This window comes from uncultured Microbacterium sp., from assembly GCF_945952435.1.
Classification (GTDB): Bacteria; Actinomycetota; Actinomycetes; order Actinomycetales; family Microbacteriaceae; genus Microbacterium.
On record NZ_CAMFHZ010000003.1, the window covers coordinates 25,575 to 50,717 of the forward strand.

The window sequence follows — 25,143 nt, forward strand, 5'->3', positions numbered from 1 at the left end:
CGCTTCAGGAGGCAGACACGGTGGCGATCCTTCCCGGCATCTCCGGTCCCCGCGACCTCGATCGGCTGACCCCCGAGCAGCTCACGGCGCTGGCCTCGGAGATCCGCTCCTTCCTGATCGAGAACGTCGCGCGCACGGGCGGGCACCTCGGCCCGAATCTGGGTGTGGTGGAGCTGACCATCGCGCTGCACCGGGTTTTCTCCTCCCCGGACGACCCGATCATCTTCGACACGGGGCACCAGTCGTACGTGCACAAGCTGCTCACCGGACGGCAGGACTTCTCCGGGCTGCGTTCGCGCGGGGGACTCGCGGGTTATCCGCAGCGGTCGGAGAGCGCCCATGACGTCGTGGAGTCCTCGCACGCGTCCAGCTCGTTGAGCTGGGCGGACGGCGTGTCGCGCGCGCTCACGGCGACGGGGCGAGGCGATCGGCACGTCGTCGCTGTGGTCGGCGACGGAGCGCTCACCGGTGGCATGACGTGGGAGGCGCTGAACAACATCTCCGACGACAACGAGCGCAACCTCGTGATCGTCGTGAACGACAACGGTCGCTCCTATGCGCCCACGATCGGCGGTATGGCGCGCTACATGAACCGCGTGCGCACCGCGGGCGTCTACCGCGATCTGCACCGCAGGTCGGATCGGCTGTTCCGTGCGTTCGGTCCTCTCGGACGCGCGCTCTTCCGCGGCGTCCGGGGTGGAACGCACGGCTTCCTCTCCCGCTTCTCGAACAACGAGGAGCTCTATTCCAACCTCGACATCAAGTACCTCGGTCCCGTCGACGGGCACGACATCCAGGCGCTCACGGAGACGCTCGAGCTCGCCAAGGACTATGGCGCACCCGTCATCGTGCACGTGATCACCGAGAAGGGGCACGGCTACCAGCCTGCCCTGGACGACGAGGCCGATCAGTTCCACGCCGTGAACAAGATCGATCCGAAGACCGGCGACGCGCTGTCCGCGTCCGCCCGGGGGTGGACGGACGTCTTCGCCGATGCCCTCGTCGACGTGGGCGCGCGGACCCCGAACGTGATCGCGATCACCGCGGCCATGCTGCGACCCACCGGTCTCGCCCCCTTCGCGGAGCGCTTCCCGGATCGTGTCTACGACGTCGGCATCGCCGAGCAGCATGCGGTCGCGGCGGCGGCGGGTCTCGCGTACGGCGGGTTGCATCCGGTCGTGGCGCTGTACGCGACGTTCATGGGCCGCGCCTTCGACCAGGTGCTCATGGACGTCGGCCTGCATCGCGCGGGCGTCACGTTCGTCCTGGATCGCGCGGGTGTCACCGGACCGGACGGCGCGAGCCACCACGGCCTGTGGGATCTGTCCCTGCTGCAGATCGTCCCGGGGATCCGGATCGCTGCGCCGCGTGACGGCGAACGGCTGCGCGAAGAGCTCGAAGAGGCCGTGGCGGTGCACGACGCGCCCACCGTCATCCGCTACCCGAAGGGCGGCGTGACGCCGGAGATCCCCGCACTGGAACGCCTGCGCGACGGCGTCGACGTGCTGTCGCGCGGCGAGGGGGAGGATGTCCTCCTCGTGGGGATCGGCCCGTTCGCGACGCTCGCCCTCGACGTGGCGGACCGACTCAAGGCGCAAGGGATCGGCGCGACGGTGGTCGACCCGCGGTGGGCCATCCCCGTCCAGCCGTCCGTGGTCGAGCTCGCCGCCCGCCATCGCCTCGTCATCACCCTGGAGGACGGGATCCGCGTCGGCGGCGTCGGTACGCGGGTGCGTCAGGTGCTTCGCGAAGCCGGGATCGACACTGCGGTGGACGAGCTGGGGCTGCCCGACGAGTTCATCGATCACGCGAGCCGAGAGCAGATCCTGGAGGATGCGGGGCTGACGGCGGGCAAGATCGCGCAGGACGTGGTCGCGCAGGTGCTCGGCACGCGTGTGCCGATCGCGCGCCCCACGGGCGAGGTCCCGTTGCACACCGGCGGCATGGACGTCATCGCGGGCGCGAGGGCGGATTCCGACGCGGAACGACGCGGACGGGGCTGACCCTCGGGCGTCGGAGCCTGCCTCGCCCGACCTGGCGCTCCGCGGCGTCGTGCGTCTTCGGGCCGTCACTCATGGCCGGACGTCCGCGAGCTGGTCGAGCAGGTCTCGGACGACGCCTCGAACTCCGGGGAGGCCGAGGAACGGGAGCGCCGCGGCGAAGAGGCGGAGGCCGGTGTCGAGCAGGCGAAGGGTCTTGGCCTGATCCGGTGACGCGTCGTACGTCCAACGGAGCACGAGTGCCAGGTAGGCCGGGAAGAGCGCGTCGGGCAGGCGTTGCGCGAGATCGTCCGGCAGACGGTGCGACGCACCGGACACGGTCTCCTGGAGGAGCCCGAGCGTGAGGTCGCGTGCATCGGACGACGCCTCGGAGAGCGGGTTGATCGGGGAGTCGGGGGAGACCATGGCGCTGAGGAAACCGGGCGCGACGGCGCGGTACGGAGCCACCGCGGCGAGTCCCGTCTCGAAGAAGACGCGCAGCCGGTCGACGAGACCGGTCTGCAGAGCGAGGAGCGGCTCGGCGCGCCGTCGATGATCCTGCTGGACCTGCTCGTAGAGCTCCTGGACGAGGTGCTCCTTCGACGGGAAGTAGTAGTAGGCGTTGCCGACCGACACGCCGGCCTCCGTCGCGATCAGGCGGATCGTCGTGTCCGGGTAGCCGCGTTCGACGAACGAGGTCATGGCCGCGTCGCGGATGCGAGCCCTGGTCGCCTCGGCCTTGGGCGTCAGAGGCTTCTGCGGGGTGGGCTTCCGCGGGACGTCGGCGGATGAACTGAACATGTTCAAAGCCTATCGTGCGACTCCGCGCCTCGATCGTTCCCGGGGACTCATCGGCGTGGGGTGCTCGGAAGAAGGGCGTCGCTCAGGCGAGCTCGGCGAGCGCCTCCTCGACGATGACGGCGACCTCGTCGTGTGCGCGGGCACGATCCTCGTCGACCAGCCCGATGCGGGTGCGACGGTCCAGGACGTCGTCGACCGTCAACGCCCCCTCCGCACGTACGGCGAACTCGATCTCGGCGCGGGTGACCTCGATCCCGGGGGCGATGTGCTGTGCGGGATCCGCGCATCGCGCCCGGGCGAGGATCCGCCCTGCCTCCGCGCCGTAGCGCCAATCGATCGTGCGCGCGGGAGGCGTCGGCGCGGCGATCGCGCCGATCAGGGGCAGCGTCCCTGTCCGCGAGGGACCTGCGGACAGGGACGCGATCGAGATCGCGCGGTCCACCGCGTCCTCGGCCATCCGTCGGTAGGTCGTGAGCTTGCCACCGAGCACCGTGACGAAGCCGCCGTCGGACACGGCGACGAGATGGCGCCGAGAGACGTCCGCGGTCGTCGCGGCGCCGGTGTCGACCAGCGGCCGAAGGCCGGCGAAGGCGCCGCGGACCTGGTCGCGGCGGAGCGGAGTTCGCAGGCCCCGATTCAGCGTCTCGAGCAGGAACCGGATCTCCGGCTCCGTCGGTGACGCGACCGGGGGCACCGGACCCGGCGCCTCCTCGTCGGTGAGCCCGACGACGACCCGGCCGAGCTGCTGGGGCAGGGCGAAGACGAAGCGGCTGACGGATCCGGGGTGGGGGATGGTGAGCGCCGCCGTCGGATCGCCGAGAGCGTCCGCATCGAGCACGAGATGCGTCCCCCGGCTCGGACGCATCCGGATGGCGCCGTCGAGGTCGCCCGCCCACACGCCCGTCGCGTTGACCACGGCCTTCGCGCGCAGGTCGAAGGTCTCCCCGCTGAGCGCGTCGGCGACCCTGGCGCCGCTCCTGTGGAGCTCCAGGGCGCGGACACGCGTGAGGATGCGGGCCCCGTGCGCTGCGGCGCTGCGTGCGACGGCGACGACGAGCCGCGCATCGTCGACGAGCTGTCCGTCCGCGGCGAGGACTGCACCACGCAGCCGCCGGGGATCGAGCGCGGGCACCATGTCCAGGGCTGTGCGTGCGCGGATCGGCCTCGGGGCGGGCAGAGTCGACCGCGGCGTGCCCGCGCGCACGCGCAGCAGGTCTCCCAACGCGAAGCCCACGGCGCCCGTGGCGCGCTGTCGCAGGCTCACCGCTGGAGAGAAGGGCAGCAGTTGCGCCATCGGCCGGATGAGGTGCGGCGCGATGCAGGTCATGAGGCGGTGTCGTTCGAGGGCGCTCTCGCGCGCGGTCGACACATCGCCGGTGGCCAGGTACCGAAGGCCTCCGTGGACGAGCTTGGAGCTGAAGCGGCTCGTGCCGAACGCGAGATCCTCGGCTTCGACGAGCACGACGCTCAGCCCTCGGGAGGCCGCGTCCAGCGCCACGCCGGCGCCGGTGATACCGCCGCCGACGACCAGGAGATCGGCCTCCTGCTCCGCGGCGAGCGCGAGCTCGTGGCGGCGACGCACGGCGTTGAGCATCGGGGAGCCGGTCATGGGCGGAGAAGTCCGTCCAATGCGGCGCGCAGCTCGCGTTCCCAGGACGCCTCGTCGATCAGTTCGCTGACGGTGCCGTGCGAGAGGAGCGCGGACTGGGTGATGAGCAGCATCATCACCGCCATCGCCTGCGGATCGTCGCGGCGGACAGTGCCACTGTGCTGCGCGGTCGCGATCGCGGCTGCCAGCCAGCCGAGGATCGCGCGCTGACTGGATCCGACGCGTTCCAACGTGTATCGCGTGAAGACCTCCGGCTCGTCCGCCAGCAGGTGGCGGTAGACCGGATCGGCTCGGAAGCGCGAGGAGAAGCGCAGGACGTCGTCGACGATCGCATCGCGGCCCGCGGGCGAGGAGGCGTCGAACGCGGACAGGAGAGCCGCCACGCGTCGCAGCAGAGCGGCGCGCACGACGTCGTCCGCATCGGACCAGCTGCGGTAGATCGTGGGGCGGCTCACCTGCGCCCGGCGGGCGAGCTCTGCGATCGTCACGCCGCGCACTCCGCGCCCTGCGATGAGGGTGTCAGCGGCGTCGAGGATCCGTTCCTGGGTCGGCTCCCACGTCGGCAGCGCGACGGAGGCATCTGCTTGACGTTTTGTCATGATCTGTCACACTGTAACGCATGGCGACGGAGCATGGCACGCAGCAGGACGGCGCGAACGACTCGGCGCCGCGGGCGACGGATCCCGCCATGCGATGGGACGGATGGGGGGATCCAGCACGGGCGGAGACGCTTCCGTTCGCTGTCCGCGCCCTTCTGCCCCTCCTGTTGGGGCGCCTCAGGAAGCCGAGTGCGCGACCGGAGCTCACGGACGTGCGCCCGGCCTCCTCGGGCCTCGCCGGCGAGGATGCCGACGCGTTCGCGGCGCTCCTCGGCCGGTCGCACGTGCGGACAGACGCCGAGAGCCGGATCCGTCATGCCGGCGGCCGCTCGACCCCGGATCTGCTGCGGCGCCGGGAGGCGAGCCAGGCGGTCCCGGACGCGGTGCTGAGACCCGGCGGACACGAGGAGGTCGTCGCGTGCCTGCGGCTCGCGTCCGATCTCGATCTCGCAGTGATCCCCTTCGGCGGGGGCACGAGCGTGGTCGGGGCGCTCGATCCGGAGCGCGGCGCCCACCGCGGCGTCGTCAGTCTCGACCTCACCCGGATGAGCGAGCTCCTCGAGTACGACGCGGTGAGCGCGGAGGCGCTGTTCGCGGCCGGCACGACCGGCCCCGAGGCCGAGCGCCTCCTCGCCGCCCACGGGAGCGAGCTGGGCCACTTCCCGCAGAGCTTCCGTTACGCCACCCTCGGCGGATTCGCCGCCGCACGATCCTCGGGGCAGAACTCCGCAGGGTACGGACGCTTCGAGACGATGGTGACCGGGCTCCGGGTCGCGACGCCGACCGGTGACCTCGTGCTGGGCCGGTCGCCGGCGAGCGCCGCGGGGCCCGACCTGATTCGGCTGTTCCTCGGGTCGGAGGGCATCTTCGGCGTCATCACCGAGGTGCGGGTGCGCGTGCATCCTCTGCCCGCCGAGCGGATCAGGGAGTCGTGGAGCTTCACGGACTTCGGCGCGGGCGTCGACGCGCTGCGGCAGGTCGCGCAGCACGGCGGCGGTCCGACCGTCCTCCGCCTCTCCGACGAGGCCGAGACCGGCGTGAGCCTCGCCCAGATCGGGAAGGTCGGCAAGGCGCTCGCGAAGGGCGCGAGCGCGATCACCGTGTACGAGGGGGACCATGACGACGTCGTCGCCCGGCGCGCACGGACTGCGGGGATCCTCCAGGCCGCCGGCGGCACCTCCCTCGGGCAGGAGGCCGCGGAGGACTGGCAGCGGACGCGTTTCGACGGACCGTATCTGCGCGACGCGCTTCTCGACGCCGGGGTGTTCTGCGAGACGTTGGAGACCGCGACGACCTGGTCTCGGCTCGCGGCGCTGCGGGAGGCTGTGACGTCTGCGCTCACCCGCGGGTTCGGCGAGGTCGGGCGAAAGGCGTTCGTGATGTGCCACGTCTCGCACACGTATCCCACCGGCGCGTCCCTCTACTTCACCGTGCTCGCGCCGCTCGGGGCGGATCCACTCGACGCGTGGGCCGGCGTCAAGCGGCGGGTCGGCGACGCGATCATGGCCGCCGGCGGCACGATCAGCCACCACCACGCGGTGGGTCGCGACCACGCCCCGTGGCTCGCCGAGGAGATCGGGACGACGGGGATCCGCGTGCTCGCCGCCATCAAGCGGGAGCTCGACCCGCAGGCCATCATGAATCCCGGCGCGATCCTGGGGGCGGCGACCCCCGTCCCACGGACCGGGGGAGCATAGGACGGTGCCGACCATCTCGCTCATCGCCAATCCGTCCGCCGGGAAGGGGCGCGCAGCCGCCGCCACGGAGACCGCCGTGGCGGCCTTGAGAGCGGCCGGTGCCGACGTGCAGGTGCTCGTCGGCGGATCCGTGGCGCAGACCCGGGCGTCCGTCGACGTGGCGCTGCGGGAGCCCCCCCGCGCGATCGTCGTGGTCGGGGGCGATGGGACGGTGTCCGCGATCCTGCCCCGTCTCGTCGGTGCGTCCGTCCCCCTCGTTCTCGTCCCGGCGGGCACGGGCAACGATCTCGCCCGCGCTCTCGGCCTGCCGCTGCACGATCCGGCCGGATCCGCGCTCCTGGCCCTGCACGGCGTCCCGCGCCGCATCGACGTGGGCGAGATCGTGACGGAGGGACGGGTCGTGCCCTTCCTCACCGTGGCGGCGCTCGGCTTCGACGCGAAGGTCAGCGATCGCACGAACCGTCTCCGATGGCCGCGCGGGGCCGCTCGTTACTACCTCGCCATCCTCGTCGAGCTCGCCCGCCTCCGGCCGACACGCTTCCGCATCGCGATCGAGGGGTCGCCGATGCGCGACGCCCCGGGAACGCTCATCGCCGTCGGCAATACGACCAGCTACGGCGGCGGCATGCGGATCGCTCCGTCGGCGGCTCTGGACGACGGGCTCCTCGACGTCGTCCACGTCGGTCCGCTGCGCCGCGGAACCTTGATGCGCCTGTTCCCCGAGCTGCTTCGGGGACGCCATCTCGCGCGTCCGGAGGTCACGCATCAGCGCGTCAGCGAGATCGTCGTCGAGGCTCCCGATCTCGTGGTCTACGCGGACGGCGAGCGGATCGCGGAGAAGCAGTGCGCCATCCGGGTGCGGCCCGGCGCCCTCACGATGCAGATCCAGGAAGGGGAGTGAGCAGATGCCCGAGTTCGACGAGGACGTCGTGGTGATCGGATCCGGCTTCGGTGGTTCCGTCGCCGCGCTCCGGCTGGCGGAGAAGGGCTACCGCGTGCGGGTCTACGAGGCGGGGCGGCGCTTCGCCGACGAGGACTTCGCGAAGACCAACTGGAACGTACGGCGCTATCTGTGGGCGCCATCTCTCGGGTGTTTCGGGGTGCAGCGCATCCATCGTCTTCCGCACGTGATGATCCTCGCCGGGGCGGGCGTCGGCGGAGGCTCGCTCAACTACGCCAACACGCTGTACCAGCCCGGGGCCGCCTTCTTCGCGGACCCGCAGTGGGCAGGCGTCGCCTCGTGGCAGGAGGAGCTCGCCCCGCACTACGCCACCGCGAAACGGATGCTGGGCGTCGTCGAGCACTACCCGCACACGGGCCCTGTCGAACGGATCATGGCCGGCGCCGCGGACGACCTCGGCGTCGCGCAGTCCTTCCGACGCGCTCCTGTCGGCGTGTACTTCGGCCGGCCGGGGGAGACGGTTTCTGACCCGTTCTTCGAGGGGCACGGGCCGGCGCGCACAGGGTGCACGCTGTGCGGCAACTGCATGGTGGGGTGCCGGGTGGGCGCGAAGAACACGCTCATGAAGAACTACCTCGCGCTGGCCGAGCGCCGCGGCGTGACGATCGAGGCGCTCCGCACCGTCGTCGAGCTGCGCGAACTCCGCGGCGGAGGGTTCGCCGTGACGACGCGCCGTACCGGGGCCTGGGGGCGAGGGACACGGCGCACCGTCACCGCGGAGAAGGTGGTGCTCGCCGCAGGCACGTGGGGAACCCAGCAGCTGCTGCATCGGATGAAGGCGTCCGGAGCGCTCCCGCGTCTCTCCGACGCCCTCGGACGGCTGACCCGGACGAACTCCGAAGCGCTCGACGGCGCGGTCTCCACGGCGGTCGACGAGGCGGCAGGGTTCGCCCGCGGGGTGGCGATCACGACGTCGTTCCACGTCGACGCACGCACCCACGTCGAGAACGTGCGCTACGGACCGGGGTCGAATCTGATGGGCCTGCTCGCGACCGTGCTCGTGCCCGGGGACCGTTCGCTGTTGCGCCGGCTGGGGGCGCTGGGCGGCGCCGTGCTTCGCCATCCGATCCGCCAATGGCGCCTCGGGTCGCTGCGACGGTGGAGCGAGCGCGGCATCATCGCCCTCGTCATGCAGACGGCCGACAACTCGCTGACGCTGTCGTTGCGGCGGCGTTTCGGTCGCCACGTGCTCACGAGCTCGCAGGGTCACGGCGCACCGAACCCGAGCCATCTGCCCGAAGCGCATCGCGCGGTGGAGGCCATCGCCGCGCGGATGACGCGGGAGACCGGGGTGCCCGCCTTCGCCCGCGGATCCTGGCCCGAGGTGTTCGGCATCCCGCTCACGGCGCACTTCCTCGGAGGCGCGGTGCTGTCCGACTCGCCGGCGACGGGAGTGGTCGATCCGTACCACCGCGTGTGGGGGCATCCCGGGCTCTCCGTCGTGGACGGTTCCGCGGTGCCGGCGAATCCGGGGGTGAACCCTTCGCTGACGATCACCGCCCTCGCCGAGCGTGCGCTCTCGTACTGGCCCCGAAAGGGCGAGACGGATGCGCGGCCTGCGCAATCGAGTGCGGCGCACTGACCGGCGCGGGGACGAGGACGACGAAACGCCGCCTCCGGGAGGAAGCGGCGTTCGTCTCGGTCGCGCTGCGCGCATCCTCGCTCAACGACCCCGGAAGACCGGGGTGCGCGTGCGCGGCGGACGACGCGGATGACCGGGGTGCGCGCGAGTGTCGCCGGACGAGCCCCGGGTGCGCGGGCTCGTCCGACGACGCGGGATCAGCGGTGCGCGATCCCGCGGATCGCCGGCGTGTGGAACGTCCCGTCAAACACGCGCTCCGACGCGCCCTCGCGGTCGAGGTAGGGCGACGCGCCGCCGTCGATGAAGGGCCAGCCTGCGCCGAGGATGAGGCAGAGGTCGATGTCCTCGACCTCGGGCACGACCCCCTCGTCCAGCATGAGCTTGATCTCCTGCGCCAGGCCGTCCTGCACGCGGCGCAGGATCTCCGCGGCCGGGGTCGGCGTGGAGCCTGCGGCCCCCTTCACGAGCTTCTCCGCGGCCTTGGTGAATCCGGTGACGCGTCCGCCCTTGTCCTTCTCGACGACCTCCGGCAGCTCCGCGAGCGCATGGAAATTCTCGTTGGCGTAGAAGCGGTCGGGGAACGCGTGGACCATCGTGTCCTGCACGTGCGCGGCGACCTTCCAGCCGACCAGGTCGATGAGCTGGAACGGACCCATCGGAAGGCCGAGCGGCGCGAAGGCCCTCTCGACGTCCGCGACCGGGGTTCCCTCGTAGACGGCACGCGCTGCCTCGCCCATGACCTTGGCGAGAAGGCGGTTGACGACGAACCCCGGCGCGTCGGCGGTGAGCACCGCGTTCTTACCCAGTCCCTTCGCCACCACGAAGGCGGTCGACAGTGCGGCGTCCGTGGTCGACGGCGTCTTCACGATCTCGATGAGCGGCATGACCGCCACCGGGTTGAAGAAGTGGAAGCCGACCAGACGCTCGGGGTGGGCCAGTTTCGCACCGATCTCCTCGACGGAGAGCGACGAGGTGTTGGTCGCCAGGATCGCGTCTTCGGCGACGATCTTCTCGATCTCGCCGAACACCGCCTGCTTCACCCCGACCTCCTCGAAGACCGCCTCGATGACGAAGTCGCAGTCCGCGTAGAGGCTCTTGTCCGTGGTGCCCGTGACGAGCCCGCGCAGCTTGTTGGCGGTGTCGGCGTCGAGCCGGCCCTTCGCCTCGAGCTTGCCGATCTCGTCGTGGATGTACGCCACGCCCTTGTCGACGCGCGCCTGATCCAGGTCGGTGATGAGAACCGGAACCTGGAGCTTGCGCACGAACAGGAGGGCGAACTGGCTGGCCATGAGGCCGGCGCCGATGATGCCGACCTTGGTGACCTTCTTGGCGAGGGCCTTGTCCGGCGCACCCACGGGCCGCTTGGCCCGCTTCTGCACGAGGTCGAACGCGTACATCGACGCGGCGAACTGATCGCCGGTCACGAGGTCGGCGAGTGCCTCGTCCTCGCGCGCGAAGCCTTCCTCGCGGGTGCCGCTCTTCGCCTTGTCGAGCAGGTCGAGCGCGACGTAGGGCGAGCGCGGCACGGTGCCGATCTTCGACTCGAGCATGCCGCGGGCCATCTTGATCGCGATCGGCCACTTGGTGAGGCGCTCGATCTTGCCGGGCTCGTTCTTGCGCTCGACCTTCTTGCCGCCGAGCACCGCGTCGGCCCAGAGCAGCGAGTCCTCGAGGAAGTTCGCGGCAGGGAAGATCGCGTCCATCATGCCCAGCTCGAACGCCTGCTGCGGCTTGAGCATGCGGTTCTGCTTGAGCGGGTTCGAGATGACGACCTCGAGGGCGTTCTCGATGCCGATGAGGTTCGGCAGCAGGTACGCGCCTCCCCATCCCGGGATGATCCCGAGGAACACCTCGGGGAGGGCGATCGCGGCGGCGGAGGCGTCGACCGTGCGGTACGTCGAGTTCAGCGCGATCTCGACACCCCCGCCGAGCGCGAGGCCGTTCACGAACGCGAAAGACGGCACGCCCAGGGTGCTGAGAGAACCGAGGACCTTGTGGCCGAGCTGCGCGATGAGGCGCGCGTTGTCGCGGGAGCCGACCTTGGTGATGTCGCTGAGGTCGGCGCCGGCGGCGAGGATGTACTGCTTGCCGGTGATGCCGACCGCCTGGATCTCGCCGGCGGCCGCGCGGGCGGTGAGCGCCGCGAGGGTCTCCCCGAGCTCGGTGAGCGTGGTGGGGCCGAGCGTGTTCGGCCGCGTGTGATCACGCCCGTTGTCCAGGGTGATGAGGGCGAGGACCTTGCCCGAGGGCAGGCGCACGTCGCGCACGGGGGAGTGCGTGACGACCTCGCCGTCGGCGAGAGCCATGAGAGGCGAGAAGTCGATGGCGTCGTAGTTCGTCATTCCGCGGATCCTTACTTGCGCTTCTTGCCGTCGAAGAACGGGTTCTCCCAGATGACCGAGCCGCCCTGGCCGAGACCCACGCACATCGCGGTCAGGCCGTAGCGCACGTCGGGTCGCTCGGCGAACTGGGCCGCGAGCTGGATCATCAGGCGCACGCCGCTCGCGGCCAGCGGGTGGCCGAGCGCGATCGCGCCGCCCCAGGCGTTGACGCGGGGGTCGTCGTCGGCGATGCCGAAGTGGTCGAGCAGCGAGATGACCTGGATCGCGAAGGCCTCGTTCAACTCGAAGAGACCGATGTCGGAGATCGACAGGCCGGCCTTCTTGAGCGCCTTCTCGGTCGACGGGATCGGACCGATGCCCATGATCTCGGGCTGCACGCCGGCGAAGGCGAAGGAGACCATGCGCATCTTCGGCGCCAGACCCAGCTCCTTGACCGCTCCCGAGCCGGCGAGCAGCGACATCGTCGCGCCGTCGGTGAGCGGCGAGGAGGTGCCGGCGGTGACGCGTCCGTGCGGCCGGAACGGCGTCTTCAGGTTCGCGAGGTCCTCCATCGTGGTCTGCGGGCGGCGGCCCTCGTCCTCCGTGGCGAGGCCCCAGGCGCCGTCGGCGTCCTTGATCGCGACGGGGACGAGGTCGGGCTGGATCTTGCCGGCGTCATACGCCGCCTGCACCTTGTGCTGGCTGAGCATGCCGAAACGGTCGGAGCGCTCCTTGGTGAGGTGCGGGAAGCGGTCGAAGATGCGCTCCGCCGTCACGCCCATGTTGAGCGCGCCCGGGTCCACCATCCGCTCGGCCACGAACCGCGGGTTCGGGTCGGCGTTGCCGCCGATCGGGTGATGACCCATGTGCTCGACGCCGCCGGCGAGGGCGAGGTCGTACATGCCGACACCGATCGAGGCCCCCATCGTGGTCACGCTTGTCATGGCTCCCGCGCACATGCGCTCGACGGCGAGGCCGGGCACGGTCTGCGGGAGCCCGGCGAGGATCGCGACCGAGCGACCGAGCGTGAGGCCCTGATCTCCGGTCTGCGAGGTCGCGGCGATCGCGACGTCGTCGATGCGGTCGAGCGGAACGTTCGCGTTGCGCTCCATCAGGCCGATCGTGGCCTTGACGGCCAGATCGTCCGCGCGGGTGTTCCAGTACATGCCCTTCTCGCCGGCGCGCCCGAACGGGGTGCGCACTCCATCGACGAAGAAGACGTCCGAGATCTCGGCCACTTTGCCTCCAGTTGATCCGTCCGCGTACGGGACGGAGCGTCCAAGTTCGCACGACCGCGCGGGTGCGCGATCTGCGGAATTCAGGGTCGGAACCAGCCTAGGAGTGGCCCCCGACGGCGGGACGAATCGGTTGGGCTGAACCTACGAAACGGGCGCGGAGGGAGGATCGGACGTTTGCGCGGCCTCGACAAAGGCATCCGCGATCCGCTGTGCGGTCTCCTCAATCTGCCACGGTCTCGCCTCGCGCAGCGCGAGGGCCTCGGCGATAGACGCACGGTCGATCACGGCGGGCGGCTCCCAGGCGATGCGCCGCAGGGTCTCCGGGGTGAGCAGGTTCTCCGTGGGCATGCCGAGCTCCTCCGCGCGCGCCTCGACCACGGGCCGTGCCGCCTTCAGCCGCGCATCGGCCTCCGGGTTGCGGTCGGCCCAGGCGCGTGGCGGCGGGGGAGCGTCGCTGGGAACACGCTCCCGGGGGAGGGCGGTGCTGGCGCGGCCCTCCTCGATCGCCTCCCACCAGCGGTCGAGCTGGCTGCGGCTCGCGCGACCGGTGAACGCGGCGACGCCGGCGAGGGCGCCCTTGCTCTGCGGGCTCGCCATCACGGCGGCGATGAGCGCGCGGTCCGGCACGAGCCGTCCCGGGGAGACGTCCTGTTCGCGGGCGTACTCCTCACGGGCCTCCCAGAGCGCGCGCGCGACGGCGAGGTTCTTCGCCCCGCGCACCTGGTGCAGTCCGCTGAGGCGCCGCCAGGGCTCTTCCCGCGGAGGCTTCGGCAGGCGCGTGCGCGTCGCCTCGAACTCCTGTGCGGCGATCTCGCTCTTGTTCGACTCCGCGAGCTCCGCGGCGATGACGTCGCGGAGATCGATCAGATGCAGGACGTCCAGCTCGGCGTACTCGAGCCACGAGTCCGGGAGCGGACGGGTGGACCAGTCGGCGGCCGAGTGCTCCTTCTTCAGCACGATGCCGAGGTCACGTTCGACGACGGCGGCCAGTCCGACGCGCTCGTAGCCGAGGAGACGCGCGGCGAGCTCCGTGTCGAAGACACGGGCGGGCTCGAGTCCCAGCTCGTGCAGCGAGGGCAGGTCCTGGCTCGCGGCGTGGAACACCCATTCCTCGGAGCCGATCGCCTCCGCGAGCGGAGCGAACGACGAGATCGCGATCGGATCGAAGAGGAACGCGCCGGATCCGCGCCGGAACACCTGCACGAGATATGCGCGCTGCGAGTAGCGGAAGCCCGATGCGCGCTCCACGTCGACGGCGACGGGTCCGCTGCCCGTGGTCAGAGCACGGCACGCGGCGAGGAAGGCCTCGTCGGTGTCGATGACGGCGTAGTCACTCACGGATCGTTCTCCTGGCGCCGAACACGGCGATGTCCTCTGAGCCCGGCGGCAAGCCCGCGAGCATTCCGACCAGCTCGGCCCACGCCTCGGCGTGTGGGGCGAGCGGTCCCTCCGGCGACCATGAGGCGCGGAGCTCGATCTGCGCGCCGTCGCCTTCCGCGGCGAGCCCGCCGAAGCCCTTGGAGAGGGTCTTGGTGGACGTGCCCGACGCGGAGTGGTGCTCCGCGTCGCGGGAGGCGAGCGCGTCGATCAACCAGGACCACGCTACCTCGGCGAGCAGGGGATCGGTGCCGATCTCGGGCTCGAGGGGTGCCTGCGCGAAGGCCACGATGCGCCACGCGCCGCCCCAGGCCGCCGGCTCCGCCGGGTCGTGCAGCAGGACGAAGCGGCCCGTGCCGTAGATCGAGTCGCCGTGGTCGTCCGGGCGCACGTCGGCCGCGAAGGCCACCGCGGACGGTGCGAGACCCGTCGGCGCGGGGATCTCACGGACGACGAGGTCGTCGCGGAAACGCAGCGCGCGCACCTCTGCGACGGCCTTCGCGAAGTCGCCGTCGGATCCGGGATGGTCGCTCACGCGGACAGACTAGAGTCAGGAGGCGATGAAGAGTCTCAGGCACGCCGCGACCCTCGGCGCGATCGCCCTGGCCGGCGTCGCGGCTCTCGGTGCCGCCGCGGGCGGAGCGCTCGTTCTCCGCGTCGCACGAGCCGTGGTCACCCCCGAACCGCGCCGGTTGGGCACCGACATCCACGCGGTGGACACGGCCGCGCAGACGATCGAACTCGCACGCGATGCCGACACCGAGCTCCCGGGACGCTACGGCCTCTACGTCGACGGCACGCCGGGATACGTCAAGCTCGGTGCGGTACTCCAGGCCGATGAGAGCAGGGTGCGACGCAAACTCCTCACCCAGATCGATCCCGGTGCGGAGATCGGGCGCAAGGCCGCGTTCAGCGGGTACTACTACCTCACGCCGGGCGAGCTCCACCTTCCGTACGAGTCCGTGCTGATCGGTACTCCCGCGGGGCCCGCGCCGGCCTGGTACTTCCCGGCCGACGCGACCACCTGGGTGATCCAGGTCCACGGACGGGGCGCCACCCGCTCGGAGTGCCTCCGTGCGGTGCCGGTTCTGCACGCCGCAGGCCTGCCGGTGCTCATCGCCTCGTACCGGAACGACGGCGAAGGGCCGCGCAGTCGGACCGGCGGTTACGGCCTGGGCGTCACGGAGTGGCGCGACGTCGACGCGGCGATCGGCTGGGCGCTGCGTCACGGCGCCGAGCGCATCGTGCTGATGGGCTGGTCGATGGGCGGTGCCATCGCACTGCAGACGCTGATGTCGTCGGCGTCCAACGACGCGGTCGTCGGGATGATCCTCGACTCCCCGGTGGTCGACTGGCGCAGTGTGCTGCGCTTCCAGGCGCGGGAGATGAAGCTGCCGGACCCGCTCCCGCAGCTGGCGATGGACGCCCTGCGCCAGCCCTGGTCCGCGCGTCTCAGCGGGGCGGACCAGGCGATCGACTTCGACGCGCTGGACATGGTCGCGAGGGCGGGCGAGCTGGACGTGCCGATCCTGCTCCTGCACAGCGACGACGACGGCTATGTGCCCGCGGACGCCTCGCACGCCCTCGCGGCCGCGCGGCCGGACATCGTCACCATGCCGCCGTTCACCGGGGCGCGGCACACCAAACTGTGGAACTACGACCAGGACCGATGGAGCGCCGCGATCACGGGGTGGCTCGGGGCGAACGGCTTCCTCGGCTGAGTCCGGCTCAGGCGGCGAGGCGTTCGCGGACCTGACGCTTCGCGCGCAGCAGCATGCCCGTCATGCCCGAGATGCGCAGCGGGGAGACGATCTTCGTCAGTCCGATCGACTGAGGGAAGTCGTCGGGGATCGCCAGCACTTCCTCGGGCGCGAGACCCGCGATGCCCTGAGCGAGGATGCTCGCGAAGCCGCGGGTCGTCGGCGCCTCGGCCGGCGCCGTCGCGTGCATGGTGACCCTGCCGTCCGTCAGCTCCACGTAGATGTAGACGGGCGACTGGCACTCGGCCACGCGCTCGGCCATCTCCGGATGCGCGGCGACCTCCTCGGACACCGCGGGGAGCTCGTTCGAGAACTCGAGCAGCAGCTGCAACCGGTCCGATTCCGGCAGCTCGAGGAACGCGTCGCGGATCTCCGCCAGCTGCGGAGGGAGGAGGGAGGCGGGGGAGTCGGTCATCCCCGCCATCCTCGCACGTTCAGAGCGCGCCGGGCTGATCGCCGGTGACGATCGGGACGCGCACCGCGCTGCCCCACTCCGTCCAGGATCCGTCGTAGTTGCGCACGTTCTCGAAGCCCAGCAGGTGCTTGAGCACGAACCAGGTGTGCGCGGAGCGCTCGCCGATCCGGCAGTACGCGACCACGTCGTCTCCCGGCGTCAACCCCGCGCCGTCGAGGTAGATGGCCTCGAGCTCCGCACGCCCCTTGAAACCGCCGTCCTCGGCCACCGCCTTGGCCCAGGGCACGTTCTGCGCGGTCGGGATGTGTCCCGCTCGGAGCGCGCCCTCTTCCGGATACGCGGGGGCGGAGGTGCGAGAGCCGTTGTACTCCTCGGGGGAGCGCACGTCGATGAGGGGGCTCCCGAGGTGCGCGAGCACGTCCTCCTTGTACGCGCGGAGCACCGAGTCGTCGCGCTCGACGACCGGGTAGTCGGTCTGCGGACGATGCGTGGCCTCGGTCGTGAGCGGACGTCCCTCCGCGATCCAGCGGTCGCGGCCGCCGTCGAGCAGGCGCACGTCCTCGTGGCCGAAGAGCGAGAACACCCACAGGGCGTAGGCGGCCCACCAGTTGTTCTTGTCGCCGTAGACGACCACGGTGTCGTCGCGGGAGATGCCCTTGCGGCTCAGGAGCTCGGCGAAGCCGGCACCGTCGACGTAGTCCCGGACGACCGGGTCGTTGAGCTCGGTGTGCCAGTCGACCTTCACCGCGCCGGGGATGTGCCCCGTCTCGTAGAGGAGCACGTCCTCGTCGGACTCCACGACGACGAGTCCCTCGTCGCCGAGGTGGTCGGCGAGCCATTCGGTCGTGACCAGTCGTCCCGGCTCGGCGTACTCGGCGAAGGATGCGGACGAAGTGTCGAACTCGACGGTCACGGCGGGCTCCTCAGGGTCTGGACGCCGGGTGGGCGCAGAGGCGGGCGATGGGGACGGCGTAGTGTTGTTCCGTCCCCTTCGACCCTAGATCTCCGGCGCGCCCCGCGCATCCGCAGGGGTAAGACTTCGACACAGGATCCGCATGACCGCTCAGGCCGCCCCTTCCGGCGTCGTCCATCTCACCGACCGTCAGCCGCAGATGACCGGCACCGAGTTGCTGGGGGGTCTCGTCCCACCCCCGCAGTTCGACGGCGCGACGTTCGAGAGCTACCGCTCCGACGACGCCTATCCGTCCCAGGAGGAGGCGAAGCAGAAGCTCCTCGCCTTCGCCACGGGCGCGCAGCCCGTCAAGCGCGGGGGACTGTTCCGTCGCGCGCCGAAGCAGCCGGAGACGAAACCGGGCGTCTACCTCGACGGCGGGTTCGGCGTCGGCAAGACGCACCTGCTCGCGTCGATCTACCATGCGATGCCGGCACGTCGGAAGTACTTCGGATCCTTCATCGAGTACACGGCCCTCGTGGGAGCGCTCGGGTACCGCAACACCGTGGACCTGCTGCGCGGATCCGACCTGCTCTGCATCGACGAGTTCGAGCTCGACGATCCGGGCGACACCATGGTGATGACCCGGCTGCTCGGCGAGCTCGTCGGCAGCGGCACGAAGCTCGCGGCGACCTCGAACACGCCGCCCAACGCGCTCGGCGAGGGTCGCTTCGCGGCGCAGGACTTCCTGCGCGAGATCCACGCGATGTCGGACAGCTTCGAGACGATCCGGATCGACGGCGTCGACTTCCGCCAGCGTGCGCTCGACGGTCACGCCGTGTCGCTCGACGCCGGCGACTACGCGCGGGAGATCGCCGACCTCGCGACGACGCACCGCGTCTCCGACGACGCGTTCGACGACATCGTCTCGCATCTCGCGCAGGTGCATCCGTCCCGCTACATCCGTCTCATCGCCGGGCTCGACGCGCTCGGCATCCGCGACGTCCGTCAGCTGACGGACCAGTCGGAGGCCCTGCGCTTCGTCGCCTTCGTGGACCGCGCCTACGACGCGCAGATCCCCGTGCTCGCGACCGGGCGCCCGCTGGACGAGGTGTTCAGCGAGGAGATGCTCGGCGGCGGATACCGCAAGAAGTACCTGCGAGCGATCTCCCGGCTGAACGCGCTCTCGCACGCCGCCCGCCCCTGAGACGCGGCGACCTCCGGCGCGGGGCCCAACCGTCGCTGCGAAACATGCTGTTCACAGGAGGCGCGTTCCTGTAACACGGCCGCAACACACGCAGCGGCGCTCCGAAACACGCCCTCGCCACACTGAAACGCACAACGCGATCAGCGGAGGCGAGGAAACATGGACGCAACGGGCAACATCTCCTGGGGAGTCACGGCGACGGCACTGGTGCTGCTGATGACCCCGGGCGTCGCCTTCTTCTACGGAGGGCTCGTCAAGGCGAAGAGCGTCATCAGCATGATGATGATGAGCTTCGGCGCGATCGGGCTCGTCGCCGTCCTCTGGATCCTCTACGGCTCGTCGATGGCCACCGTCTCCGCTCCCGGGCAGTTCGCCGGCGATCCGTTCGCCGACTTCGGCCTGGCGTCGATGGCGAGCGGCAAGGGCGCGAACGTGGCGCTGCTCACGGTCGGCTACGGCGCGACGTTCGCGGTCATCACGGTCGCCCTCATCTCCGGCGCGATCGCGGATCGGGCCAAGTTCGGCCCCTGGCTCATCTTCGTCGGCGTCTTCGCGACCGTCGGCTACTTCCCGATCGCGGCCTGGGTGTGGGGCGGCGGGTGGATCATGCACCTCGGCGCGACGCTGTTCGGACAGGACAGCGGGATCGAGTTCATCGACTACGCGGGCGGAACGGCCGTGCACATCAATGCCGGGGCGGCGGCGTTCGCGCTGGCCATCGTCCTGGGCAAGCGGATCGGCTTCCAGAAGGGCATCCAGAAGCCGCACAACGTGCCGCTCACCCTGCTGGGCGCCTCGCTGCTGTGGTTCGGCTGGTTCGGCTTCAACGCGGGCGCGCAGTGGACCACGAAGGGCATGGACGGGGTCGGCCTCATCATCATCAACACGTTCGGCGCGGCGGCGGCGGGCATCCTCGGCTGGATCCTCGTCGAGCGGATCCGCGGGGGCAAGGCGACGTCGATCGGCGCGGCCTCCGGGGCGGTCGCCGGCCTCGTCGCGATCACCCCGGCCTGTGCGAACCTCACACCGGGCTGGTCGTTGCTGCTCGGCGCGATCACCGGCGCGGTGTGCGCCCTCGCCGTGGAGCTCAAGTTCCGCCTCGGCTACGACGACTCGCTCGACGTCGTCGGGCTGCATCTGGTGGGCGGCTTCCTCGGCACGATCTACCTCGGCTTCTTCGCCACGGGCCAGGGGCTGTTCACGGGCGGCGACGTGCGGCTGCTCGTCGTGCAGATCCTCGCCTCGGGCGGCGTGCTCGTCTACTCGTTCCTCGTCGCGCTGATCATCGGGTTCGCGATCGAGAAGACCATCGGATTCCGCGTCACCAACGAGGACGAGATCGCCGGGGTCGACCTCGTGGAGCACGGCGAGGAGGGCTACGCGCTCACCTCCTGAGTCCCACGCGGGGACGGATCGCGCGGATAGGGTGTCGGTGTGTCCACAGACCTCACCGGCATCCTGTCCGCGCTCGTCGTGGTCGTCCTGGCCGCGTTCGGCGTCGTGGTCGGCCGCAGAGGAGCGCGCAACCGTTCCGGCGCCGGTTCCCGCGTCGCGGTCCCGACCGCGGTCGACTCGCCGGGCAGCGACGGCGGAACCGCCACGATCGAGGTGGATCCGCGCACGGTGCGGACGCTGCGGCTGGCCTATGCGCCGCAACGCGACGGGCAACCGGACGCGGGCGAGGTGGTCTGGACCTGGGTGCCCTACGCCGAGCGCGATGGGCGCGGCAAGGACAGGCCGGTGCTGGTGATCGCGCGGCAGACCCCGGACCGGTTCTACGCGGTCAAGCTCACGAGCGTCTCGCACGACGGCGACCGCGACTTCCTCTCCCTGGGATCGGGGCCGTGGGACGCGCAAGGGAGGGAGAGCTGGGTCGACGTCGACCAGCTCTACAGCGTGCATGCCGGCGGTGTCCGCCGCGAGGCTGCCGCGCTGGACCGCGCGAGGTTCGAGCGGGTCGCGGGCGTGCTGCAGAAGCGGTTCGGATGGAGCGCGCCCTGAGCTCTCGTCGCGACGTCAGGCCGGAAGGGCGTCCCACTCCTCGGCGAGCAGCCCGTAGTTCATGCCGTCGTGCCAGGTCCCGCGGCGGTGCAGGGCCGTGCCGCGGCTGTGCTCCTCGCGACGCATGCCGAGTCGCTCCATCATCCGCCAGGACGGCTCGTTGTCCGCGAAGCAGCCGGCGTGCACACGGCGCAGGCCGATCGGACCGAAGCAGGCCGCGATGACCGCGCGCAGCGCCTCGGTGGCGTAGCCGCGACCCTGGAACGCCGGGTCCAGGGTCCAGCCGAGCTCCGCCTGGGTGCCGCGCGCGGCGTCGAGGACCTCGGCCTGAGCCCAGCCGTCCTCGACCCGCAGCATGACGTCTCCCACGAGCCGCCCCGCGTCGTCCGGAGCCTCCGGATCGCGAAGCTCGATCACGAGCTGGATCGCGAGCCGGGCGGGGTCGTCGAACTGCGCGCGGAACGTCTCCAGATCCGAGGGCGCCCGGGTGACCCATTCCGAGACCTCGGGCAGACGGCGCCACGCCCAGGACGGCTCGGCGTCCTCCGGCGTCGCACGGCGCACGCTCAGCCGGGACGTGCGCAGGGGCCAGTCGACGCGGGAGAGGGGATCCATGCCCTCAGCGTATCGACGTGGGGCGGAGCGGAGCGCCGTCCGAACCCGCCGCCACGGCCTCCGCGTAGGCTGGGCCGCGTGGCGAAGAGCATCCTCATCACCTCGGTCGAAGGACATTCCGGCAAGTCGCTGATCGCGCTGGGCGTGATCGATGCGCTGAGCAGGGCGACCGCGCGGGTCGGGGTGTTCCGCCCCGTCTCCCGCAACGACGACGGTACGGACGACGTGCTCGAGATGCTCCTCGCCCGCACCGACGTCGGCCTCGATCTCGCGGAGTGCATCGGCGTGGGGTACGACGCGTTGCGCGCCGACCAGGAGCAGGCTCTCGGCCGGATCCTGGAGCGCTATCGCGCGGTCGAGGCGCAGTGCGATGCCGTCGTGATCCTCGGAAGCGACTACACCGACGTCGCGGGCCCCGCGGAACTCGGCGTGAACGCACGGATCGCCGCGAACCTCGGCGCGCCCGTGCTGCTCGTGCTCAACGGACGCGAGCACCTGGGGCACGGCGATCAGCTCGGCATCACCGAAGCCCGCACCCCGGCGCAGCTCGCCCAGATCGCGCGCCTCGGCGTCTCCGAGCTGGCGCAGGAGCGTGCAGCTCTCGCCGCGGTGGTGGTCAACCGGGCGGATCCGTCCGCCGTCGATGCGATCGTCGACCGGGTGAGCACCGAGCTCTCCGAGCTCGATCCGATCGGGGCCGCGGCCACGGTGCCCGTCTGGGCCATCCCCGAGGAGCGCACGCTCGTCGCGCCGTCCGTGCGCGGTGTGCTCCAGGCCCTGGACGGACGGATGGTGCGCGGGGACACGGCGCTGCTCGACCGGGAGGTGCTCGACGTCGTCATCGCCGGCATGTCGATGGTCAACGTGCTCCCGCGGCTGCTCGAGTCGTCCGTCGTCGTCATCCCCGCCGACCGCGAGGACGTGCTGCTCGCGACGCTGCTGGCGCAGGCATCCGGAACGTTCCCCTCGATCGCGGCCATCGTGCTGAACGGGCCGTTCGCGCTGCCGGAGCAGATCGAGCGGCTGCTCGACGGCCTCGGTCCGACCGTCCCGATCATCGCGACCGATCACGGCACCTACGACACGACGGTGCGCGTGATGAACGCGCCGGGGCGGCTCTCCGTCGACGCACCGCACCGCGTGGATCGCGCCTTGGCGCTGTTCGAGCAGCACGTGGACGTGCCTCGTCTCATCGAGCTGCTCGGCGTCGCGCACTCGGACGTGGTCACCCCGCTCATGTTCCAGTACGAGCTCTTCGATCGTGCGCGCACCGAACGGCGCACGATCGTCCTTCCCGAGGGGAGCGACGACCGTGTGCTGCGCGCGGCGGGGACCGTCCTGCAACGCGGGATCGCGGATCTGGTGATCCTGGGCGATCCGGCGGCGATCCGCTCCCGGGCACAAGAACTCGGGGTCGACCTCACGGCGGCGCGCCTCGTCTCGCCGACCGATCCGACGCTGGTGAAGCGCTTCGCCGCGGAGTACGCGCGACTGCGTGCGCACAAGGGCGTCACCCTCGCGCAGGCCGCGGACACGGTCACGGACGTCTCGTACTTCGGCACGCTCATGGTGCACCTCGGCCTCGCCGACGGCATGGTGTCCGGCGCCGCCCACACGACCGCGCACACGATCCGACCCGCCTTCGAGATCATCAAGACGCGGCCAGGCGTGTCCGTCGTCTCGTCCGTGTTCCTGATGTCCCTCGCCGACCGCGTGCTCGTCTACGGCGACTGCGCCGTGATCCCGGATCCGACGAGCGAGCAGCTCGCGGACATCGCGATCTCCTCCGCCGCGACGGCGTCGGCCTTCGGGATCGAACCGCGGGTCGCGATGCTCTCGTACTCGACGGGCGACTCCGGTACGGGTGCCGACGTCGATAAGGTGCGTCGCGCGACGGAGCTGGTGCGCGAGAGGGCGCCCGAACTCCCCGTCGAAGGGCCGATCCAGTACGACGCGGCGGCGGACGCCGCCGTCGCACGCGCGAAACTCCCCGGTTCGAGCGTGGCGGGCCGCGCGACGGTGTTCGTCTTCCCCGACCTCAACACGGGCAACAACACGTACAAGGCCGTGCAGCGTTCGGCGGGAGCGGTCGCGATGGGACCGGTCCTGCAGGGTCTCAACAAGCCGATCAACGACCTGTCCCGGGGAGCCCTGGTCGAGGACATCGTCAACACGATCGCGATCACGGCGATCCAGGCGCAGGAGGAGCGCGCGTGAGCACCGTTCTCGTCATCAACAGCGGCTCGTCGTCGTTCAAGTACCAGCTCGTCGACGTCGACAGCGGGAACGCTCTCGCGTCGGGACTGGTCGAGCGCATCGGGCAGCCGGAGGGGCGCGCGACGCACACGGGCGCGGACGGCACGACGGCCGAGCGGATCCTCCCCATCCCGGATCACACCGCGGGGTTCCGGGTGATGCTGGATGCGTTCGCCGAACACGGGCCGTCGCTGGAGGACGGCCCGCCCGTGGCGCTCGGCCACCGCGTCGTCCACGGCGGCGCCCGGTTCTTCGCGCCCACCGTCATCACGCCGCGCGTCGAGAACGACATCGACGAACTGTCGGCGCTCGCTCCGTTGCACAACCCCGGTGCCCTCCAGGGCATCAGGGCGGCGAGGGCCGCATTCCCGGACGTGCCGCACGTTGCGGTGTTCGACACGGCGTTCCACCAGACGCTCGAACCGGCGGCGTACACCTACGCGATCGACCGCGAGCTCGCGGAGGCGCATCGGATCCGCCGCTATGGATTCCACGGCACGTCGCACAAGTACGTGTCCGAGCAGGCGGCGGCGTTCCTGGGCGGCGAACGCCCCGACCTCCGCCAGATCGTCTTCCACCTCGGCAACGGCGCCTCCGTGACCGCGATCCGCGGCGGTCGTTCGATCGACACGTCGATGGGCATGACACCCCTCGAAGGCCTGGTCATGGGGACACGGTCGGGGGACATCGACCCTGCCGTCCTGTTCACGCTGGCGCGGCGCGCCGAGATGACGATCGCCGATCTGGACGAGCTGCTCAATGCGCGCAGCGGTCTGCGTGGTCTCTCGGGCCTCTCGGACATGCGCGACGTGCTCGCGCGCGCGGCCGCGGGAGACGAGGCGGCGCAGCTGGCCTTCGACGTCTACATCCATCGGCTGCGGGCCTACGCCGGCGCCTACCTGGCCCAGCTCGGCGGCGTCGACGTGATCTCGTTCACCGCGGGGGTGGGGGAGAACAACGCCCTCGTGCGCCGTGAGGCGCTCGCGACGCTCGGGTTCGCGGGAGTGGAGGTCGATCCTGTCCGCAACGAGTCGCCCGAACGGGGCATCCGACGCATCTCCTCGGATGCGTCGCGCGTCACGGTGCTCGTCGTGCCGACCGACGAAGAGCGTGAGATCGCCCGGCAGACGGTCGAGACCATCTCTACAAGATGACGCGCGCATCGCGGGCCGTGTCACGGTGGGCGGCGTGCACGTCGCCACGCCCGGCGGACGTGCGCTGTCGGTTCGTCCCTCGGTCATCCGGTATGCTCTTTACCTGTGCCTCAGGGCGCGAAAACTGAAGAGGGGCGATTGGCGCAGTTGGTAGCGCGCTTCCTTCACACGGAAGAGGTCGTCGGTTCGAGTCCGGCATCGCCCACCATCGAGAAGCCCGGTCAGGTCATCCTGACCGGGCTTCGTCGTCGTCTCGGCGCGTCCGCGAACCCGCGTGGACGCCGCGGCCAAGGACACGCCCGAGAACGGGCGCCGGTTTGGCGAAGGGCCGAACCTCGGCTAATGTATTTCAAGTGCCCGGGACACCGGGAAGCACACAACGCGGATGTAGCGCAGTTGGTAGCGCACAACCTTGCCAAGGTTGGGGTCGCGAGTTCGAGTCTCGTCATCCGCTCCAGTGCAGGAGCCCCTCCGGGGGCTTCGGCATGTGGGTTCGAATCCACATGGTGGTGTGGCCGAGAGGCTAGGCACCGGCCTGCAAAGCCGTTTACACGGGTTCGAATCCCGTCGCCACCTCGCTTCTCTCCAACTGAATAGCCTGAACAGGCGCGATTGGCGCAGCGGTAGCGCGCTTCCCTGACACGGAAGAGGTCACTGGTTCGATCCCAGTATCGCGCAC

Annotated in this window: 20 protein-coding genes and 4 tRNA genes; 14 read left to right on the forward strand and 10 right to left on the reverse strand. The window is 70.8% G+C overall.

Translation table 11 applies throughout. The features are described 5' to 3' along the window. The first annotated feature begins 20 nt into the window (after positions 1-20). Positions 21-2,003 carry a 1-deoxy-D-xylulose-5-phosphate synthase gene (dxs, locus tag Q0P88_RS01935; protein ID WP_295010604.1) on the forward strand — a complete coding sequence of 661 codons (1,983 nt, stop codon included), beginning with the start codon at positions 21-23 and terminating at the stop codon, positions 2,001-2,003. A gap of 69 nt (positions 2,004-2,072) precedes the next feature. On the opposite strand, the gene Q0P88_RS01940 is transcribed toward dxs, so the two are convergent. The 3 genes from Q0P88_RS01940 to Q0P88_RS01950 all read right to left on the reverse strand — a co-directional run bounded on the left by Q0P88_RS01940 (position 2,073) and on the right by Q0P88_RS01950 (position 4,988). Beyond that, positions 2,073-2,780, reverse strand: a complete 708-nt coding sequence (locus tag Q0P88_RS01940) for a TetR/AcrR family transcriptional regulator (RefSeq protein ID WP_295010605.1) — start codon at positions 2,778-2,780, stop codon at positions 2,073-2,075. A gap of 82 nt (positions 2,781-2,862) precedes the next feature. Then, on the reverse strand, positions 2,863-4,389 hold the full coding sequence (locus Q0P88_RS01945) for a glycerol-3-phosphate dehydrogenase/oxidase (RefSeq protein WP_295010606.1): 1,527 nt from the start codon (positions 4,387-4,389) through the stop codon (positions 2,863-2,865). Next, entirely contained in the window at positions 4,386-4,988 is a 603-nt protein-coding gene (locus Q0P88_RS01950; protein ID WP_295010607.1) for a TetR/AcrR family transcriptional regulator, read from the reverse strand. The genes Q0P88_RS01945 and Q0P88_RS01950 overlap by 4 nt, the downstream gene beginning before the upstream one ends. Positions 4,989-5,008: 20 nt before the next feature. Here Q0P88_RS01950 and Q0P88_RS01955 point away from each other — a divergent pair, with 20 nt between their 5' ends. Genes Q0P88_RS01955 through Q0P88_RS01965 form a run of 3 tightly spaced genes read left to right on the forward strand, consistent with a single transcriptional unit; the run spans position 5,009 to position 9,228 of the window. Further along, positions 5,009-6,685: an FAD-binding oxidoreductase gene (locus Q0P88_RS01955; protein WP_295010608.1), complete on the forward strand. Its 1,677-nt coding sequence runs from the start codon at positions 5,009-5,011 to the stop codon at positions 6,683-6,685. Between the two features lie 4 nt (positions 6,686-6,689). Continuing rightward, entirely contained in the window at positions 6,690-7,586 is an 897-nt protein-coding gene (locus Q0P88_RS01960; RefSeq protein ID WP_295010609.1) for a diacylglycerol kinase family protein, read from the forward strand. Positions 7,587-7,590: 4 nt separating this feature from the next. Beyond that, the gene (locus Q0P88_RS01965; protein WP_295010610.1) at positions 7,591-9,228 is read left to right on the forward strand and encodes a GMC oxidoreductase; all 1,638 of its coding nucleotides are present in this window, start codon (positions 7,591-7,593) and stop codon (positions 9,226-9,228) included. 197 nt (positions 9,229-9,425) lie between these two features. On the opposite strand, the gene Q0P88_RS01970 is transcribed toward Q0P88_RS01965, so the two are convergent. The 4 genes from Q0P88_RS01970 to Q0P88_RS01985 form a co-directional block, all read right to left on the reverse strand. Continuing rightward, positions 9,426-11,570: a 3-hydroxyacyl-CoA dehydrogenase NAD-binding domain-containing protein gene (locus Q0P88_RS01970; RefSeq protein WP_295010611.1), complete on the reverse strand. Its 2,145-nt coding sequence runs from the start codon at positions 11,568-11,570 to the stop codon at positions 9,426-9,428. A gap of 11 nt (positions 11,571-11,581) precedes the next feature. Continuing rightward, positions 11,582-12,787, reverse strand: coding sequence for a thiolase family protein (locus tag Q0P88_RS01975; protein ID WP_295010612.1), 1,206 nt, complete (start codon positions 12,785-12,787; stop codon positions 11,582-11,584). 141 nt (positions 12,788-12,928) lie between these two features. After that, positions 12,929-14,125: a ribonuclease D gene (locus Q0P88_RS01980; RefSeq protein WP_295010613.1), complete on the reverse strand. Its 1,197-nt coding sequence runs from the start codon at positions 14,123-14,125 to the stop codon at positions 12,929-12,931. Next, the gene (locus Q0P88_RS01985; RefSeq protein ID WP_295010614.1) at positions 14,118-14,699 is read right to left on the reverse strand and encodes a DUF3000 domain-containing protein; all 582 of its coding nucleotides are present in this window, start codon (positions 14,697-14,699) and stop codon (positions 14,118-14,120) included. The genes Q0P88_RS01980 and Q0P88_RS01985 overlap by 8 nt, the downstream gene beginning before the upstream one ends. 25 nt (positions 14,700-14,724) lie before the next feature. Here Q0P88_RS01985 and Q0P88_RS01990 point away from each other — a divergent pair, with 25 nt between their 5' ends. Further along, positions 14,725-15,885: an alpha/beta hydrolase gene (locus tag Q0P88_RS01990; RefSeq protein ID WP_295010615.1), complete on the forward strand. Its 1,161-nt coding sequence runs from the start codon at positions 14,725-14,727 to the stop codon at positions 15,883-15,885. Between the two features lie 7 nt (positions 15,886-15,892). On the opposite strand, the gene Q0P88_RS01995 is transcribed toward Q0P88_RS01990, so the two are convergent. Next, positions 15,893-16,339 carry a SufE family protein gene (locus tag Q0P88_RS01995; RefSeq protein ID WP_295010616.1) on the reverse strand — a complete coding sequence of 149 codons (447 nt, stop codon included), beginning with the start codon at positions 16,337-16,339 and terminating at the stop codon, positions 15,893-15,895. Positions 16,340-16,358: 19 nt separating this feature from the next. Next, positions 16,359-17,252, reverse strand: a complete 894-nt coding sequence (locus tag Q0P88_RS02000) for a sulfurtransferase (RefSeq protein ID WP_295010617.1) — start codon at positions 17,250-17,252, stop codon at positions 16,359-16,361. A 142-nt stretch (positions 17,253-17,394) separates the two neighbouring features. Between Q0P88_RS02000 and zapE the strand changes: the two genes are divergently transcribed. The 3 genes from zapE to Q0P88_RS02015 all read left to right on the forward strand — a co-directional run bounded on the left by zapE (position 17,395) and on the right by Q0P88_RS02015 (position 20,439). Further along, positions 17,395-18,438: a cell division protein ZapE gene (zapE, locus tag Q0P88_RS02005; RefSeq protein WP_295010618.1), complete on the forward strand. Its 1,044-nt coding sequence runs from the start codon at positions 17,395-17,397 to the stop codon at positions 18,436-18,438. 159 nt (positions 18,439-18,597) lie between these two features. Further along, positions 18,598-19,833, forward strand: a complete 1,236-nt coding sequence (locus Q0P88_RS02010) for an ammonium transporter (RefSeq protein ID WP_295010619.1) — start codon at positions 18,598-18,600, stop codon at positions 19,831-19,833. 39 nt (positions 19,834-19,872) lie between these two features. Continuing rightward, positions 19,873-20,439, forward strand: coding sequence for a type II toxin-antitoxin system PemK/MazF family toxin (locus Q0P88_RS02015; RefSeq protein ID WP_295010620.1), 567 nt, complete (start codon positions 19,873-19,875; stop codon positions 20,437-20,439). A 15-nt stretch (positions 20,440-20,454) separates the two neighbouring features. Here Q0P88_RS02015 and Q0P88_RS02020 read toward each other — a convergent pair whose 3' ends face one another. Beyond that, on the reverse strand, positions 20,455-21,054 hold the full coding sequence (locus Q0P88_RS02020; RefSeq protein ID WP_295010621.1) for a GNAT family N-acetyltransferase: 600 nt from the start codon (positions 21,052-21,054) through the stop codon (positions 20,455-20,457). A 78-nt stretch (positions 21,055-21,132) separates the two neighbouring features. Between Q0P88_RS02020 and pta the strand changes: the two genes are divergently transcribed. The 6 genes from pta (at position 21,133) to Q0P88_RS02050 (ending at position 25,142) form a co-directional block, all read left to right on the forward strand. Next, positions 21,133-23,271: a phosphate acetyltransferase gene (pta, locus tag Q0P88_RS02025; protein ID WP_295010622.1), complete on the forward strand. Its 2,139-nt coding sequence runs from the start codon at positions 21,133-21,135 to the stop codon at positions 23,269-23,271. After that, positions 23,268-24,464 carry an acetate/propionate family kinase gene (locus Q0P88_RS02030; RefSeq protein ID WP_295010623.1) on the forward strand — a complete coding sequence of 399 codons (1,197 nt, stop codon included), beginning with the start codon at positions 23,268-23,270 and terminating at the stop codon, positions 24,462-24,464. Before pta ends, Q0P88_RS02030 begins: the two co-directional genes overlap by 4 nt. 132 nt (positions 24,465-24,596) lie before the next feature. Then, positions 24,597-24,672, forward strand: a tRNA-Val gene (locus Q0P88_RS02035). A 173-nt stretch (positions 24,673-24,845) separates the two neighbouring features. Next, a tRNA-Gly gene (locus tag Q0P88_RS02040) sits at positions 24,846-24,921 on the forward strand. A gap of 48 nt (positions 24,922-24,969) precedes the next feature. After that, a tRNA-Cys gene (locus tag Q0P88_RS02045) sits at positions 24,970-25,040 on the forward strand. 30 nt (positions 25,041-25,070) lie between these two features. Beyond that, a tRNA-Val gene (locus Q0P88_RS02050) sits at positions 25,071-25,142 on the forward strand. Position 25,143 lies beyond the last annotated feature (1 nt).

Excerpts from the sequence above, each read along its gene's own strand:
- Q0P88_RS01965 (WP_295010610.1), top strand. The coding sequence starts at position 7,591 with ATGCCCGAGTTCGACGAGGACGTCGTGGTGATCGGATCCGGCTTCGGT.
- Q0P88_RS01945 (WP_295010606.1), bottom strand. The coding sequence starts at position 4,389 with ATGACCGGCTCCCCGATGCTCAACGCCGTGCGTCGCCGCCACGAGCTC.
- Q0P88_RS01995 (WP_295010616.1), bottom strand. The coding sequence starts at position 16,339 with ATGACCGACTCCCCCGCCTCCCTCCTCCCTCCGCAGCTGGCGGAGATC.
- Q0P88_RS01955 (WP_295010608.1), top strand. The coding sequence starts at position 5,009 with ATGGCGACGGAGCATGGCACGCAGCAGGACGGCGCGAACGACTCGGCG.
- Q0P88_RS01940 (WP_295010605.1), bottom strand. The coding sequence starts at position 2,780 with ATGTTCAGTTCATCCGCCGACGTCCCGCGGAAGCCCACCCCGCAGAAG.
- Q0P88_RS02020 (WP_295010621.1), bottom strand. The coding sequence starts at position 21,054 with ATGGATCCCCTCTCCCGCGTCGACTGGCCCCTGCGCACGTCCCGGCTG.
- Q0P88_RS01950 (WP_295010607.1), bottom strand. The coding sequence starts at position 4,988 with ATGACAAAACGTCAAGCAGATGCCTCCGTCGCGCTGCCGACGTGGGAG.
- Q0P88_RS02010 (WP_295010619.1), top strand. The coding sequence starts at position 18,598 with ATGGACGCAACGGGCAACATCTCCTGGGGAGTCACGGCGACGGCACTG.
- Q0P88_RS01970 (WP_295010611.1), bottom strand. The coding sequence starts at position 11,570 with ATGACGAACTACGACGCCATCGACTTCTCGCCTCTCATGGCTCTCGCC.
- Q0P88_RS01990 (WP_295010615.1), top strand. The coding sequence starts at position 14,725 with ATGAAGAGTCTCAGGCACGCCGCGACCCTCGGCGCGATCGCCCTGGCC.
- zapE (WP_295010618.1), top strand. The coding sequence starts at position 17,395 with ATGACCGCTCAGGCCGCCCCTTCCGGCGTCGTCCATCTCACCGACCGT.